The sequence below is a fragment of the Pseudoalteromonas sp. CO348 genome (assembly GCF_004208845.1).
Classification (GTDB): Bacteria; Pseudomonadota; Gammaproteobacteria; order Enterobacterales; family Alteromonadaceae; genus Pseudoalteromonas; species Pseudoalteromonas maricaloris.
The window spans coordinates 110570-137325 of the sequence record NZ_SGPI01000024.1; the positions used below are offsets into that span (position 1 = coordinate 110570).

Sequence of the window (26756 nt, forward strand, 5' to 3'; positions counted from 1 at the left end):
GATTGGAAGCAGGTTTACCGCACTCCAATCCTAAATCCTGCGATGCGGCTACTCAAAGGATATTAATGCGCTTTCTTTGGTCCGTAACGAACCATGTCTTTACCGTTTTCATACACGTCTTGAGATACCCAACGACCCAACAACAATTGGTGTTTATCATCCAAAATCGCAATAAATGGTCTGCCATCGCTGTTGTTCGTTGCCAGTGCCACACCAGCCACGTTTTGCAACCCTAAGCCACCGTTATCAATTAGCAACAAAAAAGCTTCCAGCTCGTCCAAAGTTTCAATGATATCTTTATCGTTGATCATCTCTTTACTCTCACTTACTCAGTATGCCGCGTAGAATAGCAGTTATGTTGAAGTGATTGAACCTGACGCCACAATTACATCCTATTCAAACTATGGCTTAATGCTTCCCATACACACTGTACGGCTTTACTGCGGCCTTGTTTACCTAAACACACTAAATGAATTGGTTGGCGGTCAGGATGTGCGTATTCGGTTAAAATAGGTACCAACTGACCTTGGTTTAATTCCTGTTGAACGTAGTAAGGGTCTCCCATCACAACCCCCTGTCCAAGCACCGCAAGTTGCACCATTGCACGGGCATCATCACAATACGTTACGGCATGGGGCTTGATGTTGAACACCTGACCGTTTTGATGGACAAATGGCCATTTGTCCATGGTGGTGCCTTTATTTTTAAATACCAAGCAACGATGACTCAATAAAGCATCGGGGGAGTCAGGCGTGCCGGCTACAGCCAAATACTCCGGACTGGCAAACCAAGCAAAGAATTTTTCACCGATTTTCTTAGCAAGTAACGAAGAATCAGGTAAATGCCCTATTCGGATAGCAATATCTATCTGATTATCGATTAAATCGACAATATCGTCCGTCAAGTTCAGCTCGAAACGTATATCAGGAAACTGTTTTGAAATATCATGTAGTTTAGCCAGCAAATAGCGCTCAGCCATTAAGGTCGAGCAGCTGATCTTTACCTTACCGCTTGGCGTTAAACGTTGCTGCTCACTTAACTGCTCAGTCTGGCTTAATACTTCCTGTAACTTTTCGGTACTTTTGAGTAATTGGCTGCCGCTTTGGGTCAGTGCCAATTTACGCGTACTGCGCTCTAATAAACGCACATTGAGCTGCTGCTCTAGCTGCGATATGCGCTTACTGACCGACGAGCGTGGTAACTGCACTTTATCGGCAGCGCCCTGAAAACTGCCTATAGAGGCCACTAGCCTAAATAAATACAAATTTTCTAATTGCTTGTGTAATTCCATTTCATTGTTTCTCTAAGAGAACTTATCAATTCGTTTTTTATCATCTTATCAGCACGAATTGCAATCACTACAATGTCATTTATACCATCGTATAACGCATAAGGATTTACCATGTCATTACCAACCATCTTGATCACTGGCGCAACTGCTGGAATTGGACTTGCAGCTGCCAAGCATTACCTCACCCAAGGCTGGAAAGTCATTTTTACGGGAAGAAACGAAGACAGAATTGCAACGGTCGAAAACCAACTGCTAGCATGCGCAAACCATCCTTCACAAGTGCTTGGGCTGCTCTGTGACAGCAGCGTTCCAACCCACTTTGAAAGCTTACCAAAGAAGCTACAAGCACAGGACATTAAGCTTGACGCGGTGATTTTAAATGCGGGTGTATTCTATCCAAAACCTTTTGCCGACAATGAGCTAAGCGATTTAAATACGACCATGCTTATTAACTTCACAGGCCCTGCAATGCTATTACAACACTTGTTACCAGTAATGAATAATCCATGTAGTGTTGTTTATGTATCAAGTATTGCGGTACAGCGTGCTTTTGCTGGAGCGGCAAGTTATGCCGCTAGCAAAGCCGCATTTGAGGCGCTAGCTGCAACGCTCAATTTAGAATGGAGTGACCGTGGAGTACGTATTAACCACCTACGTCCTGGGGTGACCCATACTGAAATCCAAAATAAAGCAGGAATGAGCGAGCAACAAATAGCCGAGCTCAATGCAGGGTTGTCGTCGATTCCATTAGGTCGCATGTTACAAGCAACAGAAATGCTAGCAAGCTTAGACTTTTTAACTGGCGAAGGGTCAACAGCAATGCGCGGTGCGCACATCACTGTTGACGGTGGTTACTGCTTGTAAAAATGTAAGGATCAGTCCGCCGTTGGTTTTACCTCTCTGGGCTGATCCTGCATTTTTTGAAACAACCAACCAATTCCCACCAGACATAAGCCTAAACCGATAAAAGACAAGGCACGCAGCAAGCCTTCGAGGTTTGCCATATCGACCACAAAGGCTTTTAAGATAACAATGGCTAGCCCTGCAAAACCGGCGTTAATCAACACCTTATGCTCTATCCGCTTGGCAACAAAAATCAATACGGTTGAAATCAATAGCCAAACAATTGAATAGGTATATAACTCGGATTGCTCCATCGGCATCGACAGCACGAGGAAACCTTCATGAAATAACGCCCGAATTTCACCGTTGATAAACAAGACCCCTAGTACGGCTATCAGTCCGTATACCAAACGCTTAAATTGCGGTGGTATTAACTTAAACTGGAGCATGACAGCGAATACACATGCTGGTGCCAACCACTGCAAAAGTAGCCAATTAAACACACCGTCTCCAATATATTGCCTGTCAAAAAACGGATTATTGGCAAACGAAATATCGGCGTGGAGCAACGCGCTTCCAAGTAACAGCAAGCTCGCGGCAAGCGGATAAAGTCTGTTGCCCTTGTCGCTGAGCTGCCCTCGCCACAGATATACAGCGCCAAGCACCAGCCAATTTAAAGCAAGCAACACGGATTCTTGGAAACCGAGATTAGTAAAATCAGGGTAGTCACCAATCAAGAGATAGCTTGTTTCGGTCGTGACCAGAAGCGCCACAATATGCATTGCAACGCCCATAAACCAAGTGTTCAGGGCCTTTGAAGGGTTGTATTTGGTAGCAAACCAAATGATGCCCAGCACCAGCGGATAGACCACAAGTGTCCAATGTATGGTTAAAATTGTTTCGTGCTTGTAATCTGCAAGCCAAGGCGCAAAAGTAAGACGGGTAACAACGGCAATAAGTGCAGCCTTATACAACCAATCAGGTAAACGCACCTTGTACTTCCAGCTCAAATAACTCATAGACGCTACTTGTGCCGCAATCGCTAAAGTCAACGAGCTTGCCGAGAGTAACATCGTAAAACACAAACTCAGCATGGCATTCGCCAAAATAAGGTAAGTGACCTGCTGAATATTAGTATCCGTTTTCATCGCACAATACGAAGCGAAGAGCCCGATGGCCAGCATTTCAATCGCCCATACAGGATATAAAATTGCTTCTGTGACTCTCGGAGAAATAGCGTAGCTTACACCGTAAAGCGCAAGTGGTGCCACGTTCAACAGCATCAAATAAGCGAGTCTTGATGGATATCGCTTAATCATCATCATGCTAAATAACATCGTGATGACCACTGCTACTTGGATAAACAAATACTTACCGGTGAAAGGAAAAAGTACGTCGTCGAAAGTGCCCACTTTGGGCATCAAGTAGAATGAGAGAAGTACAAACAATAGTAAATAAAATGGCCAACTATCCAATGCACTATGTCTATAAGCCGCGCACAAAACCACGCTAGCAAATAAGACATTAGCCCAAATAAGCGTATCGATATGGGTTTTTATTATTAGCGCACATGCGATAAGTAACAGTGGGAGTAAAATTCCCAATTGCTCTTTTCTTGGCATTAATAGATCTTTGACAGGCAACGGACTTATCATTGAATTCGTCAGGCGCCAGCCCAGTACGTCTACCAACACATATAAGTACATAGAGATAAGCGCAAAAATCAGCAGCACCCAAAAGTCACCGCTTCCACCAACCGCAACCGCGGTGCAAAACCATAAGAAATGCCCAACAAAGCTTTGCCACCACAACCATTTTTGCTTCACATAATCCGCAACCCATATCGCAGAGAGTGAAACAAAGCTGATATACAGCAGTAACGCACCGATATTATTAGAACCTGTCGATACCAAAGCAGGCACGACATACGCACCAACGATGCCAATACCTGCGAGCACAGGGCCAAATCTCAGTGCCAAAGAGGTCGCAACCAAGGAAATAATGGCGAGTAAAACAAAGGTCAAATTAGCTGGTATAAAATGATAGAAATCAAAAGCAACCAATATCATGGCAAAGCAAGTGATCACGCCACCACTGGCAAGCGCTGCAGAAATGTATGGAGTATTAATTTTTAGCTTTTCTTTGTAGCGATTTACGACTTCAGCGGCAGTAACCAAGCTGACTCCAAAAAGAGCGCCCAGTATCACTCGCACACTTGGGGGAAGAAGTCCTGCTTCAATAGAGTACTTAGCTAGAAAAACGCCGCCCAAGGCTAGCACTACAGCACCTATCCAAAAGAGTCCATTTCCTTTTAATAAAGAATCTAAAGTAAAGTCAAATTCAAAGGCAGGTTTACTCTTACTAGGCTTAGCTCTTGCGATAGTGACCGCGCTTTCAGGCTGCTGAGGTTGTGTATGATTGGCTGTGGCCGTGGATTCGCCCAATGCAGTCCGTGCTGTTAATGATGTACTATCAGCTGTTTCGCCATTCTTTTGTCCACACTCAGATAGCTTATTCTCTGAATGTGTTTGCTCTGAGCATGCTTGATCTGATAATTCACGACCTTCAAGTGTCGAGATCCGGCGACTTTGCTGCTCTATCGTATTTTGTAACTGATGTACTTTTTTAACGAGTTGCTTAAGCCTTTGTCTATCTTGTAGGGCAAAAACAGCGCCAATAAATACAAAAAGATAAAATATAAAAGAGATAAACTCCGTTTCCATACGACTCCTTATTTGTTTGCTAGGCCCTAGTTCACCTGCATTAGAAACAGTATGAGATCAACCACACCAATAAATCAATCTCTCATGATGGGTGCCATAACTTTAGCAAGCCACATAGAAGTATGATGACTTGAAATTTTCTAACATTGGCCAAAAATGCACATGCGCCCCGTTGTCATATTACCTCCTTGTAAATAAACTAAAAAATTATATTTTAGGGACGTTGTTCTAAGGATTTTTCTGTGCGTTTTTTATCACTTTTACTTTTTGTAGCGGTTTCTGGCTGTAGCTATACTCAGCCAAACTTAAAGCCAAAACAGTGGCGTTTTGCGACCGACCCGCATGGCAGCCAAGCAATTCTGAACGGCCCGCTTGTTAATGAAGAGCAAGTTGCTATTCAGTTTAAACGCGTGCCGCGAGTCGACAAACAAAACAACTCTTGGGTAGAACTTATTTACGACTTGCCCACAAAACAGCTCCCCTCTCAATTCAATATCGCACTGACGTATAAAAGTGATAACGCTTTGATCGTTAAGTTATCGCAACAGGAGTATGGCAGCTCAGGTGATAAAAGCTATGCTCACTACCAAACTAAATTACCAGCATCAAACACTTGGCAAACAATCAACGTAGCTCTGAATGATTTTGCCAGACCCAATTGGACACCAGCTTGGTCAAAAGACAAAGGGGTCATACTCAAGCATGTTTCAGCACTTTACTTCGTACCAGATTTAACGGATGTGGAAGGTGGTGAAGCAAGCCTTGCAATAAAAAGTCTTCGAATTGAGTAATTCACTGGTTAGAAATGATGTAAACGAGATGTGAGATATTGCGGCTTTTCGCAAAGCCACAATATAGCCAGCACAGATAACGGTTAAATTAATAGCGCTGGCTAATCAGGGAGTAATTAAGCGTTAAAATTACGCACCTAATGCCGTTAGCTTTTCTTTCAATTCTTCTTTATTGATTAGACCCATTTCGTGCTGCTTTTTGGTTTTACGAATTTCATCGAAATTGTCTAGTTTCAAACGCGCTTTAGCCAGCTTAGTATCAAACTCGTCTTGTGAGATGACATCAAGCTTTAGCGCTTTTTCTAGCTTCTCTTTTTCACCATCAAACTCTTTTTGGAAAACCGCTTTTTCCTGAATAACAATCTGATCTTTTAGTTGCTTCTCAATAGCGATAACTTCCGCTTCTAAATCATCTTTACGCTTAATTAACGGGTCGATACGCTCGATAGTGTCTTGCAATACAGCCTCAAGGTTTGCACCATCGTTTTTGATTAGGTTTTCAATGTATTTACGGCCAATATCTTGGTATGCAATATTAAGTTGACCATCGATTGACGCGATATCTGATTTCAAACCAGCAAGCTTTGCATTGTCTTTTGTTGAAGACACAATATCACCGCTTAGTTTACTGGTAGATTCGCCAATACTGCTACCAATAGATTGCGCTTGAGTTTTGAATTTATTTAATAGACTCATGGTTATTTTTCCTTAAATAGATTGAGATTTTCAATTTATGTAATATCTAATACGGCAGACAAACCGACAAAATATATTTCAGATTAATTACGTAATAATTATCAAGCCCAGAGTATCTTGACTTAACTTTAAGACACTCGTTTCTTGCGCTTCGACATGATGCGTTTGGTGCCACTCCACGCCATCCAACAGCCGAATAACACAGCTCCAACGACCAAAGAGTAAATAGCAAAAGAAGCGACTTTAATAATAAAAATGACGAGCAAGGTGATAAATAGAACAACAAACAACAAAAGCTTTGGCGATTTAGCCAGTTGCTTGGCAATAAAAGAAGGTAAAAACGCACTTAATATGCGCTCCAATCTTTGAGCATTCATAACACTATAATCCTTGTGTTTAAGTGAGATTATTTTAAGACGGGCGATAGATTATCAGCTTTATTGCTACCTGCCAAATTAATTATAGGTTAATTATCAAGCTGAACAATCCCAACCTCCAAACCAGTTATTAACTGTAATCTACAGCCGAAATAAAAATTAAAACCATTACTTACAAAAAGTTATCATTTTAAAAAGTGTTACACCTTGAAATTTTAATACCTTTTTTCTCAACAATTGAAACTAACCAATTATTAGTACCCAAAACGACACTACTTTATTTGTGTAAATTTCGATAGTGCCTTCCAGATTTAGGTCAACACTTATCCAAGATTTTACATGGCTTCATCCAAACGCAGGATCGAAACCAACTTCTCCACTAGGGATACTTTCACACCAGCTGTTAATCATAAAATATTCTTTTGGTATCCCTGAAACCGTAAGCTCTGGGGAGTGGTTAAACCCAAAGCGTGAGTAATACGCAGGCTCACCAATCAGCACTACGCCGTCTACATCTCGCTGTTTTAGTATCTCTAAAGCTCTGTTAATTAGCAGACTTCCTATGCCTTTTCCCTGCACTTTTGGAGCAATGGATACCGGTGCTAGTGCTAACCACTTACTGGCTTTTCCATTGATTGTTATTGGAGAAAAGGCAATATGGCCAACAACGCTTTCTCCATCTTCAGCAACCAAAGATAGCGCTAAACGCGCTGTATTTCTTAACTTTTCAACTATCAGGTGCTCCGTCGGCTTTGCTCCTGGTTCATGATGTGGATGATTTTCAAAAGCTAAGTACGTGAGTGAGCGAATGGCTTCATAATCTTGTGTGATTTCTGGTCTAATGTTCATCATTACCTCTTTAATTTGGTTATAAAAAACTGATAGCCATATTCACCTAAGTAATTATCATGGATATCAATTTCATCTTTTAAATCTGAAAGAACAGTAGTGTCGATTGTACCTGTCGCATGCCCCATCAGCTTCGCTTTGAGTGGTTGAAGATAATTATCCCACGCCTCTTGAGACAAACTAAAATGATCAATTATTTCAAAATCTAATCGTTTAATTTGCTCAATGCGGTACGCTACAGTTTGCATATCAGGATACTGTGTACTCCAATACATTTTGGCTTTTGTCGAGGGTTCGTCTGTAAACCAAACTAGATCACTAAAAATAATAAAGCCTGTTGACTTTAAAAAACGACGCCAATATTTAAGCGCCTTTTCAACCCCCATAATGTATGCACTACCTTCAGCCCAAATGACATCAAATTTTGCACTATCAAATGGCAATTGAGTCATACTTGCACATACAAAACGAACTAGCTCTGATACCTGTTGAGCCGCCAAGTTTAACTTTGCTACACAAAGAGTTAGTTCATCGTTATCGATAGCCAAAATTGAACCCCTTGTATGGTATGCGAGCACTTGCGTTGATATCCCCTTTCCACACCCAACCTCTAACACTGCTCCATTGCTATCTGGCAATTTTCCCCACGCCCGCAACGTATCAGCAGCAGAGCCTGGTCCTAGCCTTTCTAATCCGTTAAAGACAGCGTCGAATTCCCCAATATACTGATCATGTATGTTCATATCCTGAGACAACCACCTTAATTTCAATGCCTGCTTCTCAGTAAACCCTTGTTTCAACAGCCAATCGAAGTGAGCATCAGGGGCTTGCTTGTCCATCGCATGATGCCATGTACGCATAGAGTCCATTCCAAGTAATGAAGACAGTAGCGCCTTCGCTTGCACTTTTTGGGCAATTTCGGTCTCTAGCTTCGCTAACCTTTCCTCGAGTAGCTGGCGATCAACTTTCGCATCCAAGCATGCAAGACACTCTTTTAAAGACAGTCCACCAGCCTGCAGTTGCAATAACAGTTTAAGCCGCTGCAGATCACCATTGGTATAAACTCTGTAGCCATTGAGTTGACGTTGCCCCTTAATGAGTCCGAGCTTTTCGTAGTAGAGCAAAGTTGAGCGGCTCAAGCCGACTTCGCGTGCTAATTCAGAGATCCGATACATCATGTTCTCCTCAGATTGAGGTGCAAGATAAAGTATGAAGTTATAGACAGGTCAACACTAATCTACACATAAAAGAAATCTTTTGGCAAAGAATTAATGTCGAACCTGTAAGTTAGACACATCACTGCTAATAAGTAGATACTGCGACTATGTAAAGGGGGGAGTATGGATATTAATCATAAATAACCTGAGCTGCGGTTAAATAAATAATGTTGAAATGTGATACAAGCTCAAATTCGTATCACACCTCACTATGACTGCTCATCCAACTTTTTTAATAAAAATATCGCCTCCATACATCCTTGGGTTTGACTATTCGGTCGTCAATTTTATGTAAGGCGTAAGTGCGCCGACTTTATCCAAACAGCGGATTTGGGCAACAGGTTGCTTTGCTCTATCTGAAAAATTAACAACGCCACCGCGCTGACATTTTGCTTTGAAAGCTTGATAAGCCGATACCCCATTTTTAAGCAGATCCACTCCATCTACAAACTGTATCTCCATGTCATGGTCAAATACTTTGCAGTTCTCTATCGGGTAGGTCTTGATATAGTCATCGTAATAGCTGAGGCTAATCCTGCGGCAATGAGTACGCATTAGTTCTATGATAATCTCTTTACCCCAATGTTGATGGTAAAAACTAGGGTAGTCCGTTGACACAGCCCCCTTTAGCACAGTGCCTTCAAACCAAGTCTCTATTTCTCTGAAGTTATCTTCCACTCTTTGATCGCTAAAACGCCCCAGCGCCTTAGCAAGCCTATCATTGCCGATTAAGCCATTTAGTACATTAAAGTAATCGCTTTGATTGTATGAGTAGGCCTTACTTTGTGCGAATAGATGTCGCCAGATATCAAAAAGTGACTGCGAGGGGTTTGTAGCTTGAACCTGATAATGACTGGCAAGCGCCATTACCGCGCCACAAGAATAATAGTTTTTGTATCGTTGTTGCTTCGCTGACTCGTTAAGCGCCGTTTGCTCTTTGTTCAATAAACATTGATTGGCTGACTCTTCAAATCTTTGTAACCACTGTTTAGCGTCAATAAAACCAAACTCAAGCATTGCAAGGTAAGCAAAAGCATCGGCTCCTCCTTCATGTAGCCAAGCATGTTTATAGTCTTCAATCGCATACATTTGACCATTCCAAAAATGAGCAGCTTCATGGGCAAGAAAGTGGAAGAGCTGGTTAAAACGCTCACTGTCTTTGTTTTGCCAACGTTTACCATTCACACTTAACTGCACCAGTCCAGCTAACGTTCCCCCTTCATAATTGGCAAAATCGTCAGCTAAGTGTGCATAATTAAAAAATACCACTGGCTTGAAGTTAAGTGGTTGATCTAGTTTTTTGGCGTAATAGTCAAATAGTTTGGGGAAATACGTTTGTGTGTTTTGCCACACCCACTTAGGTAGCGCTGGATCTACTACCGCTATCATGTTGTCATTCTCAATGGGAGTGATCGTGCCAAAGTAAATATAAGTTCCATCTCCGACTAAATCCCAGCTTGCCTTATGCTTATATCGCTTGCCCGAGAAAACGATATCGGTCTTTGGGCTATAAAAATAAAACCGGGTCCCATCAAATATGGCCTCCGATTGTGCAGTTACCTTTTCACTAAGGCTAAGATGATTGGTGTAAAACAAAACGCTGCCATCACTGTATTGCACATTTTGGCTGTAGTCTTTTAGGATAAAACCATAAAACGAATCAAATGTAAGCGAGAAAGACGTAAACTTTTTACCATTCGCTGCGGTGATTGATAGTACTCCACCTTCTTGCTGCCACTTCAGGTCTGGTTGAGTTATTTGGTAGTGCTGCGTGCGGTCGAAGTTACTTTGTCTTGCAAAGCTTACCCGCTCAACTGCTTTAGGCAATTTGTACTGTATCAACCATGAATCCGAGGCTTGTTGATAATGGACATGGATCTGCAGCTTATTTTCACTCTCAGATGCCAAAGTCGGCGTTGATAGCATTAGTAGCAACGAGAATAGCAAAGTAATTGCTAATGTTATTGTATTTTTCATGCAACTCGGATTGTATCTTTTTTAGGTGCAATAAAATTAACCTATTTATTGACTAAATACTAGTCGAGTACGGCTTCGCTCTGTCCTGAGCTAATTTGCTCATCAAATTGACTGTTTTTGTCCTAGCTATTGAATTTTCTTCATTCCTATACTGGAGAACATAATAATAACGACGAAAAGGTTACTCAGCATGATTGCAGCAACTCAATCACATAGAGTCAGTTCAACCAAAGGTATACCACGGCATACACTATCACTTCTGATAGCGGCTGTATTATCAGGCCATAGCTATGCCGAAGCAGAGTCCACGCTTAGCACTGAGCAAAACAAAAAAATTGAGCGGATCAGCGTTACCGCAACGCGGCAAACCGAAAACCTACAAGATGTCGCGCTTGCGGTGACCGCCCTCTCCGCCTCAGAGCTTGAGAAGATGAACGTACAAGACCTCGGTGACTTGGCATCTCACGTTCCAAACCTTAACCTGCACTCAGGTGATGCTTCCAACGCCGTCATTTATATTCGCGGAATTGGCCAAATTGACTCTATTTCGTTTAACGATCCCGGCGTTGGAGTGTATCTCGACGACGTATATCTTGGGCGCGTTCAAGGTGCCTTTTTAGATGTTGTCGACCCGGAGCAAATCGAGGTATTACGTGGTCCACAAGGAACCCTTTACGGTCGCAATACCATAGGTGGCGCGGTGCGTTTCAGTAGTGCCAAACCTTCGCAAGACAACGAAGGGTATGTCAGCGTGGCGCTTGGAAATTATAATGCTCGAACGATAAAAGCTAGCGTCAACGGCGCATTGATTGAAGACACGCTCTCTGGACGTTTTGCAATTGCCAAAAGTAGTCGAGATGGTTTTAGTGAGAATCGCTATAACAACCGTGACGACCACGACAAAGACACCTTAGCGTGGCGTGGCAGTTTACTTTATCAACCAAGTGAGAATTTTTCGGCCTATTTAGTCGTCGACGGCTCGAACGCATCCCCCTCAAGCTCACGCACTCCACATCGAGAAACGCCTATCTATTCTGTGATAAAAGAAGGCTACTATGCGCCTGAAGAAGACCCATTTGTCGTCGACGTTAACTACAACGATTTAGAAGAGCTCGATACCTCGGGAGCGAGCTTAACGCTTGAATATCTCACAGGCCACTCGGTATTTAAATCCATCACAGCTCGACGCGAAATGGAATACCGCACGCACTTAGACTTAGATACCACCCCCGATGCATCATTTGGTATTTTTAACTTCGAAGATCAACAGCAGATAAGCCAAGAATTTCAATGGTTATACAAAGACGACCAGTTCTCCTTGGTATCTGGGCTCTATTACTTTAATGAGGACGATCTGAGTTTTGGCGGCTCCGTTGCTCCGGACTTTTTCGTTATGGTGTCACCAGACGTTTACCTGCCTTGGCCTGTGATTAACGCAGGAGAACGCGACCAAGAAAATACCAGCTCAGCCCTCTACGCTAACCTCTCTTGGTCTTTGACTGAAAAGCTCGACGTCACGCTTGGCGCACGCTACACCATTGAGAAAAAAGAAGTCACATCCAAAGGCGAGGAGTTTTTTGGCACCGGTGTAACAACAGCTGAGGAAATGGAAGCGGTATTCGGCACGGGGATTGGCTATAGCCCGACAGGCTACAGCGCATCCAAGGAGTGGAAAGAGTTTACCCCAAAAGTGGTGTTCGATTACACCATCTCTGACAACAGCATGGTTTACCTGAGCGCCGGAAAAGGATTTAAAAGTGGCGGTTTTAACGGCCGGATCACCTCATTTGCGCAACCTTTTGAGCCAGAAACCTTGTGGAGCTATGAAATTGGCTCTAAGTCTTTATTGAATAAGCAGAATATTCGCTTAAATACCGCGGCTTTTTTCAATGACTACAAAAACTTTCAGCTCAGCCGCTTTTCTATCGACCCCGACACCGGCGCGTTTTTATCACTGTTTGAAAATGCAGGTAAAGCCACTATTTACGGCGCAGAAATGGAGCTCGAAGCCGTGGCTTCCGATAACCTCACTCTGAACCTCAATCTGGGCTATTTAGGGGGCGGTTATGATGAGCTTATCGGCGACTTTGGTAAAGAAGTCAGCGATGAAAGGGAGCTGGTTAATTCACCAAAATGGAATGGCCGAGCAGGCTTTGAATACTTCTTTAGCGCCTTTACACAAGGCGAATTTTCACTACGTGCTAGTGCCGCCTATCGCAGTAAAACCTATCTCACCGTGAGCAGCTCTGAGGTACTTGCACAATCTGGCTACACCCTCTTTGATATGTCACTACACTACCGCTCCGCGGACGACACTTGGGAAGCCAGTTTATACGGCAAAAACTTAGGCGATAAACGCTATCGTCAACACGGCTTCGATCTTAGCGCAGCACCCGGGGTTCAACTTGGTTATTACGGCGCGCCTAGAACGTACGGTATCAACCTTAAATATAAGTTTTAATTATGAAATTAGACAAACAAACACAAGCACTGTTAGACGACCTCGCGGCTCAAGCTGGCGACATTCATGACATCGAAATCTCCATTGAGACCTCACGACAAGGCGCAAGAGCGATGTTTTTGGGGCTCGCGGGAGAAATTGACGCACAAGTAAGTAGCCAAGACCTACACATTGAACACAATGGTATTCACGTGGGCGTCCGCTGTTACCGGCCGGCGCAGTCTTTGGCAAGCCCCAGTCCCGCGGTGGTGTTTGTCCACGGCGGCGGCTGGTCTTTAGGAGATGTCGACTGCTATGACGGACTGGTAAAAGACTTATGCCAGCAATCCGGAGTCGTTTTTTTCAGTGTCGAATACAGCCTCGCGCCTGAGCATAAGTTTCCATGCGCCCTGCAGCAAGTGATAGCCGTAGTAGATTGGCTGCAAGAAAACCACCAGCAGTTTGAGCTAGACCCCACTAAGGTTTCACTGATGGGCGACAGTGCAGGTGGTAACTTAGCGCTTGTTGCAGCACATAACTTACATCAACAACAGCCAAACACCCTAAGTAACTTATACCTAGTTTACCCGGTAGTTGACTCCTTTTCTCCCCATGAAACCTATCCGTCACGCATGCAGTATGGCGATGGAAACTTGTTGCTAACCAGAGAGGCAATTAAAGACACCTGCAACTGGTATCTCGCACCCGAGCAAAGCGCGGCGGACGTCAATGTCTCGCCATTATTTATTGAAGACATGACACACCTTCCTGCCACCAGTGTGCTGCTTGCCGGCTGCGATCCACTTTACGATGAGGGAATACTGCTCGCCAAAAAACTAAAGCAAGCGGGTGTGCTTAATACCTTAACCTGCTTTGAAAATACCATACATGCGTTTTTCTCCTTTGCCGTGCTCGACGTCTGCAAGCTCGCGCGCAGTAATATCGCCAATCAGTTAAAACATGACTTGACCTAGGATAAAAATATGAAAAACACAAACACGACTTTGCGCACTCACACTTATGGATTGCTCGCTTTTATCTCACTCGCAGCAAGTGGTTTAGCGCATGCATCAGCGACACTTGAAGCCACCTATACCACAGGTATTAACAATGGCTGGCAAAAGATTGAAAGGTGGCGAGATAGCTCAGGGCATATCGGCAATGAAAGCTTTCCTGCCGACGGCCGTGGCGATCAATCAGGTCAGCGTGCTACTTTCTTTGCATCTAGCCAACCAAGCTCTGCGCAATTTCTGCTTTATCATGCACCGGGTTGGGATAGTAACAGCCGCCAAACACCGGTGTTGCTGATCCACGGCGCCAATCAAGATGCCGATTTGGCTTGGGCAAATCCAAACGAGGCCGGTAGTTACGGCTGTGGCCGACAAAACTGCCCTTCGCAAGGCTTAATGCAAGCGCTTGCCAATGATGATTACAAAGTCTTTGCCTTAAATCTGGCGCATAAAAATGGCGATGGCTTTATCTGGGCGGAGCAGATAGCCAATGCCATCGCTCAGGTTAAAAATAAGACGGGGGCAACGCAAGTCGATTTAGTCACTTGGTCAAAAAGCGCGTTTAATGCCCGCATGTATATTTCTTCTTTGACCAATGCTTGGAGCACTAAATTCAACAGTGACGTACGCAAACTAGTGATGCTCGGCGCCCCCAACAATGGCATTGATTGGTCATTTCGTCACGGCGTTAATCATACCTATGGTGCTTATTCGCAATGTGGCGGCAGCATAAATGGGCCTACTGCGCATGATCAAATATTATGTTTTGGCTTATGGTATTCAAGTTCCAAGTGGGTTTACGACTCGCCTTACTTTCCCGGCTCCGCGCAGATGCTAAAAGCACTAGATGATAAATATGCACTGCCCACCACAGAGCAAGATTGGTATACCACTTACTACGGTGGCTTAGGGTTTGTGAGCAAAGGCCGAGGTATTGCAACGTTTACGGTCAACTCACTGGTAGACCAAGTTCGTAGCGCTGGCACCGACAGCAGCGTCCAAGTTTATAATCTTTGTGGCGATCAGGCCGATATGGCATTTATTCACAATGAACATACCGGCCCTTCCGATGGCGTTGTATTTATCAGCAGCTGCATCGACAGCACAGGAATAAGTAACTTGGCGGGCTCGGCGGTTGTGGCCACCAACCATCTAGAGCTTGGCTGGGAACCCAGTGCAATCAACCAAATCAAAAATTGGTTAAGTGCTCCCTAGCAGCCCCCTCCGCGGGTGGTGACAAAATACTGCACTAAAGTTGCAACGCAAAACTATTGCTATCTTGAGTTGATGTTGATTAACTGAATTGTTGAGAGTGACAGGATGAGCTTACGTATTTATGTCAAACACCGCTATTGCACCTTGCTACGTGCAATTGATGCAGCACACACTCACTGCAGCAAAACTGGAATTTGCTGCGGTTGCGCAGTATTTGGCTATCAATAAAGCCATTGACGCCCTAGATGCCATTGAGTTTATGCGCGTGATGGAACACTGTGCTGTCGAGCTCAATGACGAAAGTCTAAACCTCAACCGCAAAAAGCTTCTGCCTGGCACCAACGAATTTGTATTCAATAGCCTGCGCCATTGCCGTACCATTACTCAGCTCTTACAAGAGCTTGCCCGTGGCTATAACTTTATCCACGCGGGGACCTACAATTTCTGCGAAGTATCACACACTCAAGTGAGTTACATAATTGATGATGCAGCCTTTGACTATGCCACGGCCGCTGACGCGCAATTTTCTCGCTGTATGTTAGATAGCATGCTGATATTGATCCATGGCCTCGTAAAATATGTGTGCGCCGAAACCACCCAAATTCAACTCTCACAAGTGCAGACCAAAAGTGACTCAAACTCGCTGCTAAACTCGGTTATCACCCAAATTCCCATTAAACCCTTAAGCAATCGCTACTTACTCACCTATCAATACCAAGAAACGAATCAATCATTAGATTTGGCGAAGCTAGAGCATCTAACGCTCAATACCATTTATCATTCACTCGCAAACACACTCCATCACCAGCAGTCGATCAACGACCATGCTAACTTGCTCGACAAAGTCTATAGTGAGCTTAACGCGGGAACACTGTGCCAAGAACAAATGGCTGACAAGCTCAATATCAGTCCGGCAACATTAAGACGAAGGCTCGCTGAGTATCAAACCAGTTTTAGGCAACTCAAAAATAACGTACAGAACAAGCAGGCCAAACTGCGACTGACTCAAGGCAGCAGTTTGTATGACGTGGCGCATACGCTACAGTTTTCAGATGAGCGTAGCTTTATACGTGCGTTTAAGTCGTGGAATGGCGTAACGCCTATGCAATTTCTGCAGAGTTTGAGTTCTACGGTAAAAGTTGACGTTAAACAAAGCAAAGCACAACAAAAGTGATATTGTGCAACAAGCAAACAGAGTAAAAATGTAATACGCGGAAGGGATATGGAAACACTTCAACTTGCAGGAACGCTGCTCGGCGGTTTGGGAATATTTTTAGTTGCGATAAGCATGATGACAGACGGCCTGAAACTAGCGGCCGGCTCTTCACTGCGCCGAGTGCTTGGAGTGTGGACCAAAACCCCTCAGCGCGGTATTGCTGCTGGCTTTTGCATGACAGCCTTAGTGCAGTCGTCCAGCGCGGTTACCGTGGCCTCTTTGGGCTTTGTAAATGCAGGTCTTATTACCATGCATCAGGCGCTTGGTATCGTCTATGGCGCCAATGTTGGCACCACCATCACTGGCTGGTTGGTAGCCGCGGTTGGATTTAAATTTAATATCCAAGCTATCGCACTCCCCTTGATAGGCATTGGTGCCTTAATGAAGTTGCTACTTCCTCGCTCGCGACTGGCATCGGCAGGCATGGCCTTGGTTGGTTTTGGGCTATTTTTTATCGGTATTGATATTCTCAAAGGTGCATTTGAGCATATTGTCGCTGCTTTTGATTTAAGCCAATTTACCGCAGAGGGAATAAACGGCATGTTGACCTTTTTGCTGGTGGGCATGGTGATGACAACTCTCACTCAGTCCTCCAGTGCTTCCATCGCCTTGACCATTACCGCCGCTGCTAGTGGCATGATTGGATTATATGCCGCAGGCGCGATGGTCATCGGCGCAAACGTCGGCACCACGTCAACATCTATGCTGGCATCCATTGGCGCAACAGCTAATGCCAAACGCGTCGCGGCGGCTCAGGTCATATTTAATGTATTCACCGCGATGGTCGCTTTTGCGGTGTTACCTGTGTTGTTTTATCTCATCAACCATTTTACCGCGCTTTTCGGCGTCACTGCTGATCCTGCGTTGTCATTGGCACTTTTTCATACTTTGTTTAATATTTTGGGCGTGCTACTCATCTTTCCACTCAATGACAGGCTTGCTGGCTTTTTAATGAAACGTTTTTGCAGTGCCGAGGAGACGGCTTCGAGGCCACGCTTTTTAGATAATACCATCGCCCAAACGCCAGAGCTTGCAATCAATGCGTTATTGCTTGAGTCCAAACTCGTTGCAGATAAGGTGTTGGCCCAATTTGATAAATGCCTACTCCCGACCGATAAGCTCGCAGTTGAACAGGCACTCCATGCAGTTCAATCTCTGTGTCAGCAAATTAGCCTTTTTATTGTATCGGTAGAGCAATCAGCATTATCATCACAGACCACCTCACTACTCGCTAAACTCATGCGTATTGAGCAGTATTTGTTTACTTGTAGTCACTGTGTAGAACAATTAACGGAACACGCTCCATATAAGCAACTCGCAGAGCATCATGACTTGCATGCACAACTGAATGAATACCAAGCCCAACTTAGCCACTTCATGAAAACCAGCTTACACGGGCAAAACGTAACACCTACTGAGCTGTTGCTGGCGCAAGAGGCATTACAACGTTTACATGACGATGTGAAAGACGACTTAATTCTAGCAGGTACTCACGCGTCACTGGCGATAGATAAGATGGTAAGCAATATCAATACACTAGCGGAAATGTGGCAACTTTCACAGCAGTGGCATAAAGCGATGTTGCTGATCCATGCCATTGAAGCGCAGCTAGAGCTACCTCAATCAAGCATTCAAAGCAGTGAACACAGCACCACAGCTTAGCGCTGTGGTGCGATACTTTTAGTATTACTCGGTAAAATTGAGCTCTTGAGATTCAAGCGAAAATTGCTCGCCGGTATCCAGTGAAATTTCAATATAAAATACATGGTTCTGTTTGTAAGTGGGCTCACTGTTCAGTGCAAACTGGATAAATTCGCTCGCTTTTTTATCTTCCATATTTAAAAATTCAGATATTGAAAAGTAGTCATTTTCACCATTATCCAGCCTACGATAATCAACCTGATTAGAGTAATCGGAACCGATATAGACGATGTCGAACACCTCATTTAAGCTTGAACCTGCAGGTAACTCGTCACTAAACGCAGCGCTAGAGGTAATATTTATATCCGTGATTTTTTCATTGGTATACGGTGGAACAGGTGAACAGGCATAAGCGGTGCTAATTAAAGAAAACTTAAAGCTCAGTGCGCTTAACTGCGCTACAGACTGCGTATCAGCTTTAAGCTGAAATACGAGTGTTTGATACGAAATAGGTTCAACGCCATCATATTCAGTGTTAACCCACTCATCTACCTGATCAGCACTAAATTCACCGAGGTTAAAGCCGGTTATATCAAACCTTGAGTTGCCAACACCACCACATTGACCATCATCAGGACCACTACTGTCGCTATTACACCCCACTAACCCTACCGCTAATACTGCGCTTGCAACTATCAATTTTGCTTTCATTCTGGCTCCTTTTCCAGCTGAGTAAAGTCTCTATTTTGAGTCCAACCAAGAAGAAAATACAGTGTTAAACCTGCTTAGTTTGTTATTAAATGTTCTCGTAAACACCGAGTTTAATTCGACTTAACCAGTGCAGAGATAGAAAACGGTAGTATTAACATCTTATTTAACTTCTCCTTTAGAAGATTTACCAAATGAAGGGCACTGCTATGAATTGATTCGAAATTCGGTGACTGGCACCTTATTAAACGGCAAAAAAATGAAAAAGCAGGCATGTTGACGGAGCGCTCTTAAGTAGGAGAAGTCGTGTGCAAAAGTTACTTTCGCAAAAGCCAGAGCAAAGCTCTGGCCTTTAAAAGCGCTAACCGTAGCTTCGTGCAGCTTGATATGCACCGCGAGCTTGCACTTTTTCAAGGTAAGCTTTGATATTGCCACGCGTTGTGAGCAAACCGACTTTGTCTGCGATTTCTAGCATCACCGTCATCATAATATCGGCGGCGGTAAAGTCGTTGCCAGCAAAATAGCTTTGCTTAGCAAGTGTGGCATCTATGTAAGAAAAGTCGACATTGACTTCTTTAGCAATATAGCCATCCATTGGTTTATCGCCTGTACGCTGCTCCATCTTCATCATCAAAGACGCGATCACCGGCAGCGCCAATGACCCCTCAGCAAAGTGCAACCATTCTTGATATTGATAGTATTCAGGTGTCCCCGCATCTGGTCGCAAACTACTATCTTCTGCCTTGTCGAGCAAATACTCCATAATGGCTCCTGACTCACATAAGACTAGGTTGTCATCAACCAGCACAGGCGCTTTCCCAAGCGGATGCACCTGTTTAAGACTTTCAGGCGCAAGGCGCGTTTCAGAGTTTCGCTCGTGCTCCACAAGGTCATAAGGCATGTCTAGTTCATGTAAAAGCCAAAGTACTCTTGTCGAGCGTGACTCGTTTAAGTGGTGAACAGTTAACATCTAATTTTTCCTGATAAATCTAATTATACGAGTTCGTCTGGACCTAAGCGCACGACAAGTTTGCCGAAGTTTTTACCTTCCAATAAGCCAATAAATGCCTCGACTGTATTATCCATCCCCTCGACCAAGTGCTCTTTGTACTTAATCTTGCCCGCGTTTAACCATGGCAGCATCGCTTCGCTGAACTCGTTGTATCTATGTCCATAGTCGTCGAATACAATAAAGCCTTGCATTTTCACTCGCTTAATCAGCAGCGTCGCCATCAGCATCGACATACGATCAGGCCCCGATGGCAACTCAGTGGCATTATACTGAGAGATCAACCCACAAAGTGGAACCCGGGCACTTGAGTTAAGCAATGGCATCACCGCATCGAACACCTTGCCACCCACATTTTCAAAATAGACGTCAATTCCTGATGGACATGCCTGCGCTAATTGTTCAGCGAGATCATCCTTGCGGTGATCAAGGCAGGCATCAAAACCAAGTGCCTCGGTAGCGTAACTGCATTTTTCGGCGCCACCAGCAATGCCTATTACTCTACAGCCTTGCAGTTTTGCTATTTGTCCAACAAGGCTACCTACTGCACCAGTTGCTGCGGCAACCACTACAGTTTCTCCAGCTTTTGGCTGACCGATATCCATCAGTCCCATGTAGGCGGTAAGGCCTGGCATCCCTAACACGCCCAAGCTATATGATGGGTTGGGTAAATTGCTGTCTAATTTAAGTAAGCCAGTGCCATCCGAAACGCTGTAGTCTTGCCAACCGCTCATCGCGAGTACCCAGTCACCTTTGGCGAATTTAGGGTTATTTGACGCTTCAACTCGGGATACTGTGCCACCTACCATCGCTTCACCGATAGCAACCGGCTCAGCGTAAGATTTTGCATCGCTCATACGGCCACGCATGTATGGATCTAACGACAAAAAGACGGTACGAAGGAGCACTTCCCCCTCTTTCGGCGTTGGGATCTGTGCTTCTTCATAATTGAAATTTTCTTGCGTTGGTGCACCATGTGGGCGTGACGCTAAGGTAATGCGACGATTCGTTTGTGCGTTTTGAGTTTGGTTTATTGCGTTACTCATGATTTATTCCTTTTAATAAGCAGGTTACAGCTGGTTTAGGTACGTCAGCATTTTCTCAGCGACAAGTTCAGAGCTTGCTGGATTTTGTCCTGTAAACAGTAAGCCATCTCTAACAGCAAACACATTCCAATCATCGACTTTCTGGAAATCAGCGCCTCGTTTAACTAGCTCATCTTCTAATAAAAACGGTACAACATCAGTCAGCCCAACTGCCGCCTCTTCACTATTCGTAAAACCAGACACCACTTTACCTTTTACCAGATACTCACCCGACGTGGTTTTTACATCCATTAGCACCGCCGGAGCGTGGCACACCGCACCAACTGGTTTATCTGCTGCTAAAAAGGCGCTTATCAATTGAATTGAGTTGGTATCTGTTGCTAAATCCCATAATGGTCCGTGACCGCCAGGATAAAACACAGCGTCAAAATCTGCCACGCTCACCTCAGCTAGTTGCAGCGTATTTGCCACCAGTTCCTGCGTTTTTTGATCATCAAAATAGCGTTTCGTACTGTCGGTTTGGAAATCAGGCTGTTCGCTTTTTGGGTCAATTGGCGGCTGACCACCTTTTGGTGAAGCAAGCGTTACTTCTACCCCTGCATCCACAAAGGCATAGTAAGGTGCGGCAAACTCTTCAATCCAAAATCCTGTTTTCTCACCTGTATTGCCAAGTTCTGCATGTGACGTTAGCACCATTAGAATTTTCTTTGCCGTCATCAAAGTTACCTCTCATTCTTTCTTGAAACTTCAGGCTATTTAGCCTGCGGATAAATATAAATGTATGAACTCAAGACAAGTTAAACAATGCAGACAAAAGCTAACTCTTTGTTCAAACAATTGATACAATCAATTCATCTCAACCAGTGGAGTAATGCGTGGACATTTCGTTTGAGCAACTTAAAAGCATGGTCGTTTTTGCCCAAGTTATTGAGCAAGGCACCTTAAGCGGCGCCGCTAGGCATTTAAACTTGTCTCGTGCAGTGGTGAGTTATCATGTCAAAAAACTGGAGTCACAGTTAGGCATAAAATTGCTCAACCGCTCGACTCGCACCATTTCACTTACAGAGGCAGGCCGCGAATACTATCAGCGCTGCCGTGTGATTGCAGAGCAAGCTTTTGCCGCAAACCAGCAAATTGAGAATTTAAAGAAAGAGCCTATCGGCCTAATAAAGCTTACCTGTCCTGTGAATGTTGGCCTGCAAACCATAGTGCCTGCACTCATTGAATTTAGAGCTATGTATCCAAAAATTCAGCTCGATATCATGCTCACAGATGAAGTCGTCAATATCATCAAAGAAGGGATTGATCTGGCTATTCGAGGCGCACCACTTCCCGATTCAGGTTTGCAAGCCAGTAAACTTTCGGTGCTAAAGACCTGCCTGTGCGCATCGCCCGACTATTTGCAAAAGTACGGCGTCCCCAAACACCCCACCGATCTCTATCAGCATCAATGGGTGATTTACAAGCTGACATCGGGCGCACTCACATTGAGTAAAGGGGCTCGGGCCTATAGCATCACGATGAAAGGCGATATAAGCACCAACAATGCAGCGGCACGCACCGCTTTTGTTGAGGGAGGTCACGGTCTTGGACGAATTCCGACTTACGATGCGTTACCAAAAATACAAGCCGGTACTTTAGTGCCTGTATTAGAAGATTACACGCTGCCAGACATACATGTTTATGGCGTTTTCCCAGAAGGCAATGCCAACTCTAAAAAAGTGCGATTACTGCTCGATTTTCTAAAAGGGTATTTTCAGCGCCAATTGGTTGAAGCGTAAAACATCACAACTATCGAAATAAACAAGGCACCTAAAATAGCAGCTCCAACACCTGCGCCGTATTGCTCAGTTACCCCAATATAAATGAGTAATCCACCAGCAACATAAAACGGAATACCAACGGAGATAAAATCCAAATGCTTGCCAATTGCAGCAAGCAAAAACTTCAGCTTTGTAGAGAGTGATAACGATTTTTCCTTGGTCATAACAGACTATGCTCCTTGCATGAAATTTATACTGCCATGATAATAAAGTGTTTAACCACTTTGGTCGAGTAGGTATCTCAGCTGGTGGATGAGATACTAATGTTGAGTGATCAATGAAATCACAAAGGTCAGAAGCTACTTTCTGACTTCATTGACTTTTGACACTTAAATGTTCTTAGCTATTAAATCGGCTTTCAACAAGCCACCTTTAGTAAACAATTTTGCTGAAAACTTAGGTTTTCTCCGTGCTCTATAGGCATCCAGAATTCGCTTAAGTCCATCAGCCTCCAGCAAAGAGATATTTACTTCAGTATCCATTTCCGCACTCTCAACAAAGTCATCAGAAAACGAGGGAGCGACGATTAAAACTTGAGCAACTCTTTTACCAGCACCTTCACATCTTCCTACATATGACTTTACTTGTCTTGAGGTCGTCGAGTACTTTGCAAAATCTCCGTTTTTACATGTCTTCGCTTCGCCTACAATTACATCATCCTCACTCAATGAAATGAGAATATCAGCCTTATCTTTCGAGGTGTTGATCGAACGTCTCAAATCTTCATCTACTTCAAGACCTAATTGTTCAAATATTGCCTTAGTTACTTCTTCGAATTTAACTCCTAATTCGGCTTCAGCTACTTCTATATTTTCACTTTTCAATTTAGTCAAATCTCGTCTCGCTAGAGCACCATAATTATCAATCAGTTTGTCTGTTGCATCAGCAAAGCTGCTAAGGATATTTAGCCTTAAGTTTCCTCGCTTTTTAATCCCCATACTTTCAACAACACTTTTCACTTCATCATTGGTCAACATATATAAAATATCATATGGTGTAATACTCAGCGCCCGCAATTTCTCGACATCTAGCTCCTCTTGTTCTTCAAGCTCGAATTCTTGTTTCAATATTGTAGCTAATGAAGGGAAGTGATTTTGCAGCGTCGAAAATAGCTCTTTAAATCCTGTAGCACTTAAAGCATTAAACTCTCGCTCCGAGCTTTGATTTAAAGCATTTAAGATTAGATCTATACGTTCTTCTATCGTTGAACCAAATTTATCCAATTCTAGATCTAGATCTTGTATCAATGTTTTTAAGCGATCTTTACAATCGTTGACTGGCGTACCCTCGCTAAACATGTCCACTTTTAGGATTTGAGTGACCGACAGCCCCAACTTGATTATATTTACGATCTTATCTTTTCTCTCAACACCACGAATTTTCTTTCTGTGGTTTTTAAGTACGTTTGAGAGCTCCGCATCAGTAAAGGTTCTAAGAATTCTTAGCAGATGCTTGTCGGCAAGTTCCTTTCCTTGTAGCCGGTGAAACAAGCTTACAATTTCATCAGGAACGTATACGGTTTGCCTTTTTCTACTTACAAAAACCAGTCCAATTTCTCGTAAATCATTAATTGCATCTTGCACACCATTCTTGGGGATTTGATCAATCAAATGCTCGATTCCAGCTTGATTATCTGAGGTAACATCAAGGTGCTTAGCTAATACATTAAGAATACCACGTTCATCATCCGTGATTTTCGCTTCTCTATTATTTCTTTCATCATTCGAATATGCTTCTTTTAGGCAAGCATGATAGATTCCTAACCGTTTTCCCTCGGAGAATATGTCATCATCACTGATACTTGCAATTTCAGAGCGTAATTCGTTAGCTTTGGAGTCAATGAGTTCCCATTCTTTTGTATATAAAGACTCAATCCAATTAACCCTAGCAATGCAGTTTCCATCTCTACTTAGAATATTTGTCAAAAGAGTAGCTTGAGCTCCCAACATCGCTAATTGTTCTTTTACCGACTTTTCAAAGTGAGGTAATACAATTTTAAATAGCTGAGTAATATCATTACTTGTTGCATTTTTAATTTGACCATCAAGTTTATTTAACTGAGTTGCTATTTTGTTGTCGTGCTTTACAGCTTCTAGACAAATCCTATCTATAGCATTTATAAATTTTGACTTCTCCACTTGATTGACCAGTGAAAGTACACTCGATAATTTCATGCGTTTCCTTAGTTTTTGTTTTCCTTGGTTCTTCATTACACAACGAAACTTTAGCATCTTAGCTAGTAAGGCTGCGCTTATTTACTAAATACACTACTAAAGCCGCGATACAAATTCACTATTTTTTTACATTTATATAAATAAAATTAGATTTAGATCTAACCAGTCAACTTTAGAGGCACAAAGATATATTTGTGAACAGAAAATGTCATATGAGAAACTTAAATCAAAAACTGTAATGTCCTTTGTGATACGTGGTCTAATTACAATATTCAAGGTTTAACTGAAGTTATTAGATGCTTTAAGCGTCGCCCTAACCGACGGGACAAGCCGACGACTGACGGGAACACTTGCTCCATTGGTTAATTTCAAGTTGCTTTGATTATTATCACTTTCTAATGACACCACTTCATTTAGATTAGTTAAATAAGAACGATGTGTTTTTACAAAAATAGAGGGCAAAGTAAGTTCGAGTTGTTGATTGCCCACAAGCTTGAGTATAATTAGGCTTTTGACCTCTTACATCCATAGCATTATGAAAAAGCTCTCAAAAGTACAAGAAAAACAGCAAGCTTTGGTACTCACCATTGCAGATAAACTCGAAGAACAAGCTCGTGCAGAAATTCCCGGCATGGTGCAATGTTGGTTTGATGTGGAATATCACTTGTTCCCCGGTTCATTAATACTCTTTTTCCAATTTGAGAACGAACAAGCATTGGAAGCCGCAAGGCCGGACCTTCTTAAATGGCAAAAGCGTTTAAGCGCCGCCATGCTGAAAAAAGGGGTGATTTTAAAAGATATGCGTAAACATTTAACCTTTACTTTGCTTGGTCCTGAAGACTGAAGCAATGTAGATTTATTCGGGTTTGTGAAAAACTGTCACTCTTCTAATTTCAACCATACTATTTGGTTATTATTAAAAAAAGCGTATATGTTACCCTTGTAATACCAAATAGTCTGGGTATCGTATAGCGGAAATTTTGGTCTTCTCAGTGTTGGAGTTTGAATGCGTATATTGTTGTTATTGCTGTTTTGTTTAGCAGCTCCGGCTTTGGCTTACCAAGTACAACCTATGATTGTCGACCTCTCGTCACATGGTAAAAAGTCACTCGTGACCTACCGCCTCCAAAACCCCAGTGACAATCCTTTACCCATCGAGATAGAGGTACTTAAACGTACTTTTGACGAGCACCAAAAAGAAGTGCTGATCAGCGCCGAAGAAGACTTTATTGTGCTCCCTCCACAAGTGGAAGTACCGGCAAAAAGCTATCAAGTATTCAGAGCAAAATACCTAGGCTCGCCCGAACTCAAACAAACACAGTCTTATCGCATTGTCTTCAAACAGCTGCCACTTCCCGGAGAAGATGAAGCATCTGGCGTTAAAATGGTATTTAACTTTGCCACTTTAGTGTTTGTTAGTCCGGATGGTGTTCAATCGCAAATAAATAGCGCGCTGCAATGTGAAGAGCTGACCGACTGTACACTCACCCTAAGTAACCAAGGTGACCGAGTACTGGACTTATCGCAGTTTGAATACCGTTTCCACGATGGCGCAACTGTCATAGATTGGGTGAAGTTTCAGTCAGTTACTGCGGGCCGTTTTATAATGCCAAATCACACTATGGTGATAAATTTACAGCCATTGCTCAATGACAAGCCGAGTAAAACAGTAGAGCTTATCAATCTACTGGCTTCTAAGTAAAAAATAGC

General features: G+C 43.4%; 25 protein-coding genes. 10 read left to right on the forward strand and 15 right to left on the reverse strand.

Annotation, left to right across the window (positions count from 1 at the left end):
- Positions 1 to 62 precede the first annotated feature (62 nt).
- Together EXT48_RS12670 and EXT48_RS12675 are read right to left on the reverse strand one after the other, a co-directional pair.
- Complete coding sequence (locus EXT48_RS12670; protein WP_010370646.1) at positions 63 to 311, reverse strand: hypothetical protein; 249 nt, start codon at positions 309 to 311, stop codon at positions 63 to 65.
- A 74-nt stretch (positions 312 to 385) separates the two neighbouring features.
- Positions 386 to 1291 carry a LysR family transcriptional regulator gene (locus EXT48_RS12675; RefSeq protein WP_130164671.1) on the reverse strand — a complete coding sequence of 302 codons (906 nt, stop codon included), beginning with the start codon at positions 1289 to 1291 and terminating at the stop codon, positions 386 to 388.
- Between the two features lie 111 nt (positions 1292 to 1402).
- Between EXT48_RS12675 and EXT48_RS12680 the strand changes: the two genes are divergently transcribed.
- A complete protein-coding gene (locus EXT48_RS12680; protein ID WP_239360421.1) occupies positions 1403 to 2155 on the forward strand; it encodes an SDR family oxidoreductase in 753 nt (250 codons plus the stop codon).
- 11 nt (positions 2156 to 2166) lie between these two features.
- Here the strand turns inward: EXT48_RS12680 and EXT48_RS12685 are convergent, their stop codons facing one another.
- Positions 2167 to 4857: a DUF2339 domain-containing protein gene (locus EXT48_RS12685; RefSeq protein ID WP_130164672.1), complete on the reverse strand. Its 2691-nt coding sequence runs from the start codon at positions 4855 to 4857 to the stop codon at positions 2167 to 2169.
- 242 nt (positions 4858 to 5099) lie between these two features.
- Between EXT48_RS12685 and EXT48_RS12690 the strand changes: the two genes are divergently transcribed.
- On the forward strand, positions 5100 to 5648 hold the full coding sequence (locus EXT48_RS12690) for a carbohydrate binding domain-containing protein (protein ID WP_130164673.1): 549 nt from the start codon (positions 5100 to 5102) through the stop codon (positions 5646 to 5648).
- Between the two features lie 129 nt (positions 5649 to 5777).
- Here the strand turns inward: EXT48_RS12690 and EXT48_RS12695 are convergent, their stop codons facing one another.
- The 5 genes from EXT48_RS12695 to EXT48_RS12715 form a co-directional block, all read right to left on the reverse strand.
- Positions 5778 to 6344, reverse strand: a complete 567-nt coding sequence (locus tag EXT48_RS12695) for a hypothetical protein (protein WP_017217868.1) — start codon at positions 6342 to 6344, stop codon at positions 5778 to 5780.
- A 128-nt stretch (positions 6345 to 6472) separates the two neighbouring features.
- Positions 6473 to 6721: a hypothetical protein gene (locus EXT48_RS12700; protein ID WP_010370628.1), complete on the reverse strand. Its 249-nt coding sequence runs from the start codon at positions 6719 to 6721 to the stop codon at positions 6473 to 6475.
- 345 nt (positions 6722 to 7066) lie between these two features.
- On the reverse strand, positions 7067 to 7573 hold the full coding sequence (locus tag EXT48_RS12705) for a GNAT family N-acetyltransferase (RefSeq protein WP_205992076.1): 507 nt from the start codon (positions 7571 to 7573) through the stop codon (positions 7067 to 7069).
- The gene (locus EXT48_RS12710) at positions 7573 to 8745 is read right to left on the reverse strand and encodes a MerR family transcriptional regulator (RefSeq protein WP_130164700.1); all 1173 of its coding nucleotides are present in this window, start codon (positions 8743 to 8745) and stop codon (positions 7573 to 7575) included. The genes EXT48_RS12705 and EXT48_RS12710 overlap by 1 nt, the downstream gene beginning before the upstream one ends.
- A gap of 312 nt (positions 8746 to 9057) precedes the next feature.
- Positions 9058 to 10764, reverse strand: a complete 1707-nt coding sequence (locus EXT48_RS12715) for a hypothetical protein (RefSeq protein ID WP_130164674.1) — start codon at positions 10762 to 10764, stop codon at positions 9058 to 9060.
- Positions 10765 to 10954: 190 nt separating this feature from the next.
- On the opposite strand from EXT48_RS12715, the gene EXT48_RS12720 reads away from it, so the two are divergent.
- From EXT48_RS12720 to EXT48_RS12740, 5 genes are all read left to right on the forward strand, one after another.
- Positions 10955 to 13225, forward strand: a complete 2271-nt coding sequence (locus tag EXT48_RS12720; RefSeq protein ID WP_130164675.1) for a TonB-dependent receptor — start codon at positions 10955 to 10957, stop codon at positions 13223 to 13225.
- Between the two features lie 2 nt (positions 13226 to 13227).
- On the forward strand, positions 13228 to 14178 hold the full coding sequence (locus EXT48_RS12725) for an alpha/beta hydrolase (protein WP_130164676.1): 951 nt from the start codon (positions 13228 to 13230) through the stop codon (positions 14176 to 14178).
- A gap of 9 nt (positions 14179 to 14187) precedes the next feature.
- A complete protein-coding gene (locus EXT48_RS12730) occupies positions 14188 to 15429 on the forward strand; it encodes a triacylglycerol lipase (protein WP_130164677.1) in 1242 nt (413 codons plus the stop codon).
- Between the two features lie 121 nt (positions 15430 to 15550).
- Positions 15551 to 16603 (forward strand): AraC family transcriptional regulator, encoded by a 1053-nt coding sequence (locus EXT48_RS12735; protein WP_130164678.1) that lies wholly within the window; start codon positions 15551 to 15553, stop codon positions 16601 to 16603.
- Positions 16604 to 16651: 48 nt separating this feature from the next.
- Positions 16652 to 18307 (forward strand): Na/Pi cotransporter family protein, encoded by a 1656-nt coding sequence (locus EXT48_RS12740; RefSeq protein WP_130164679.1) that lies wholly within the window; start codon positions 16652 to 16654, stop codon positions 18305 to 18307.
- Positions 18308 to 18331: 24 nt separating this feature from the next.
- Here the strand turns inward: EXT48_RS12740 and EXT48_RS12745 are convergent, their stop codons facing one another.
- The 4 genes from EXT48_RS12745 to EXT48_RS12760 form a co-directional block, all read right to left on the reverse strand.
- Complete coding sequence (locus tag EXT48_RS12745) at positions 18332 to 18997, reverse strand: hypothetical protein (RefSeq protein ID WP_165384105.1); 666 nt, start codon at positions 18995 to 18997, stop codon at positions 18332 to 18334.
- Between the two features lie 358 nt (positions 18998 to 19355).
- Positions 19356 to 19964, reverse strand: coding sequence for a glutathione S-transferase family protein (locus tag EXT48_RS12750; protein ID WP_130164680.1), 609 nt, complete (start codon positions 19962 to 19964; stop codon positions 19356 to 19358).
- Positions 19965 to 19987: 23 nt separating this feature from the next.
- Positions 19988 to 21049, reverse strand: a complete 1062-nt coding sequence (locus EXT48_RS12755) for an NADP-dependent oxidoreductase (RefSeq protein WP_130164681.1) — start codon at positions 21047 to 21049, stop codon at positions 19988 to 19990.
- Positions 21050 to 21073: 24 nt separating this feature from the next.
- Positions 21074 to 21766: a type 1 glutamine amidotransferase domain-containing protein gene (locus EXT48_RS12760; RefSeq protein WP_130164682.1), complete on the reverse strand. Its 693-nt coding sequence runs from the start codon at positions 21764 to 21766 to the stop codon at positions 21074 to 21076.
- Positions 21767 to 21924: 158 nt separating this feature from the next.
- Between EXT48_RS12760 and EXT48_RS12765 the strand changes: the two genes are divergently transcribed.
- A complete protein-coding gene (locus tag EXT48_RS12765) occupies positions 21925 to 22830 on the forward strand; it encodes a LysR family transcriptional regulator (RefSeq protein ID WP_130164683.1) in 906 nt (301 codons plus the stop codon).
- On the opposite strand, the gene EXT48_RS12770 is transcribed toward EXT48_RS12765, so the two are convergent.
- The 3 genes from EXT48_RS12770 to EXT48_RS12780 all read right to left on the reverse strand — a co-directional run bounded on the left by EXT48_RS12770 (position 22806) and on the right by EXT48_RS12780 (position 25535).
- Entirely contained in the window at positions 22806 to 23036 is a 231-nt protein-coding gene (locus tag EXT48_RS12770) for a hypothetical protein (RefSeq protein ID WP_239360405.1), read from the reverse strand. The genes EXT48_RS12765 and EXT48_RS12770 overlap by 25 nt on opposite strands.
- Positions 23037 to 23201: 165 nt before the next feature.
- On the reverse strand, positions 23202 to 25046 hold the full coding sequence (locus EXT48_RS12775; protein ID WP_069021468.1) for a hypothetical protein: 1845 nt from the start codon (positions 25044 to 25046) through the stop codon (positions 23202 to 23204).
- A 279-nt stretch (positions 25047 to 25325) separates the two neighbouring features.
- On the reverse strand, positions 25326 to 25535 hold the full coding sequence (locus EXT48_RS12780) for a LytTR family DNA-binding domain-containing protein (protein ID WP_239981792.1): 210 nt from the start codon (positions 25533 to 25535) through the stop codon (positions 25326 to 25328).
- Between the two features lie 46 nt (positions 25536 to 25581).
- On the opposite strand from EXT48_RS12780, the gene EXT48_RS12785 reads away from it, so the two are divergent.
- Positions 25582 to 25890 (forward strand): hypothetical protein, encoded by a 309-nt coding sequence (locus tag EXT48_RS12785; protein WP_039492032.1) that lies wholly within the window; start codon positions 25582 to 25584, stop codon positions 25888 to 25890.
- A gap of 162 nt (positions 25891 to 26052) precedes the next feature.
- A complete protein-coding gene (locus EXT48_RS12790) occupies positions 26053 to 26748 on the forward strand; it encodes a molecular chaperone (RefSeq protein ID WP_130164684.1) in 696 nt (231 codons plus the stop codon).
- The last annotated feature ends 8 nt before the right edge of the window (positions 26749 to 26756 follow it).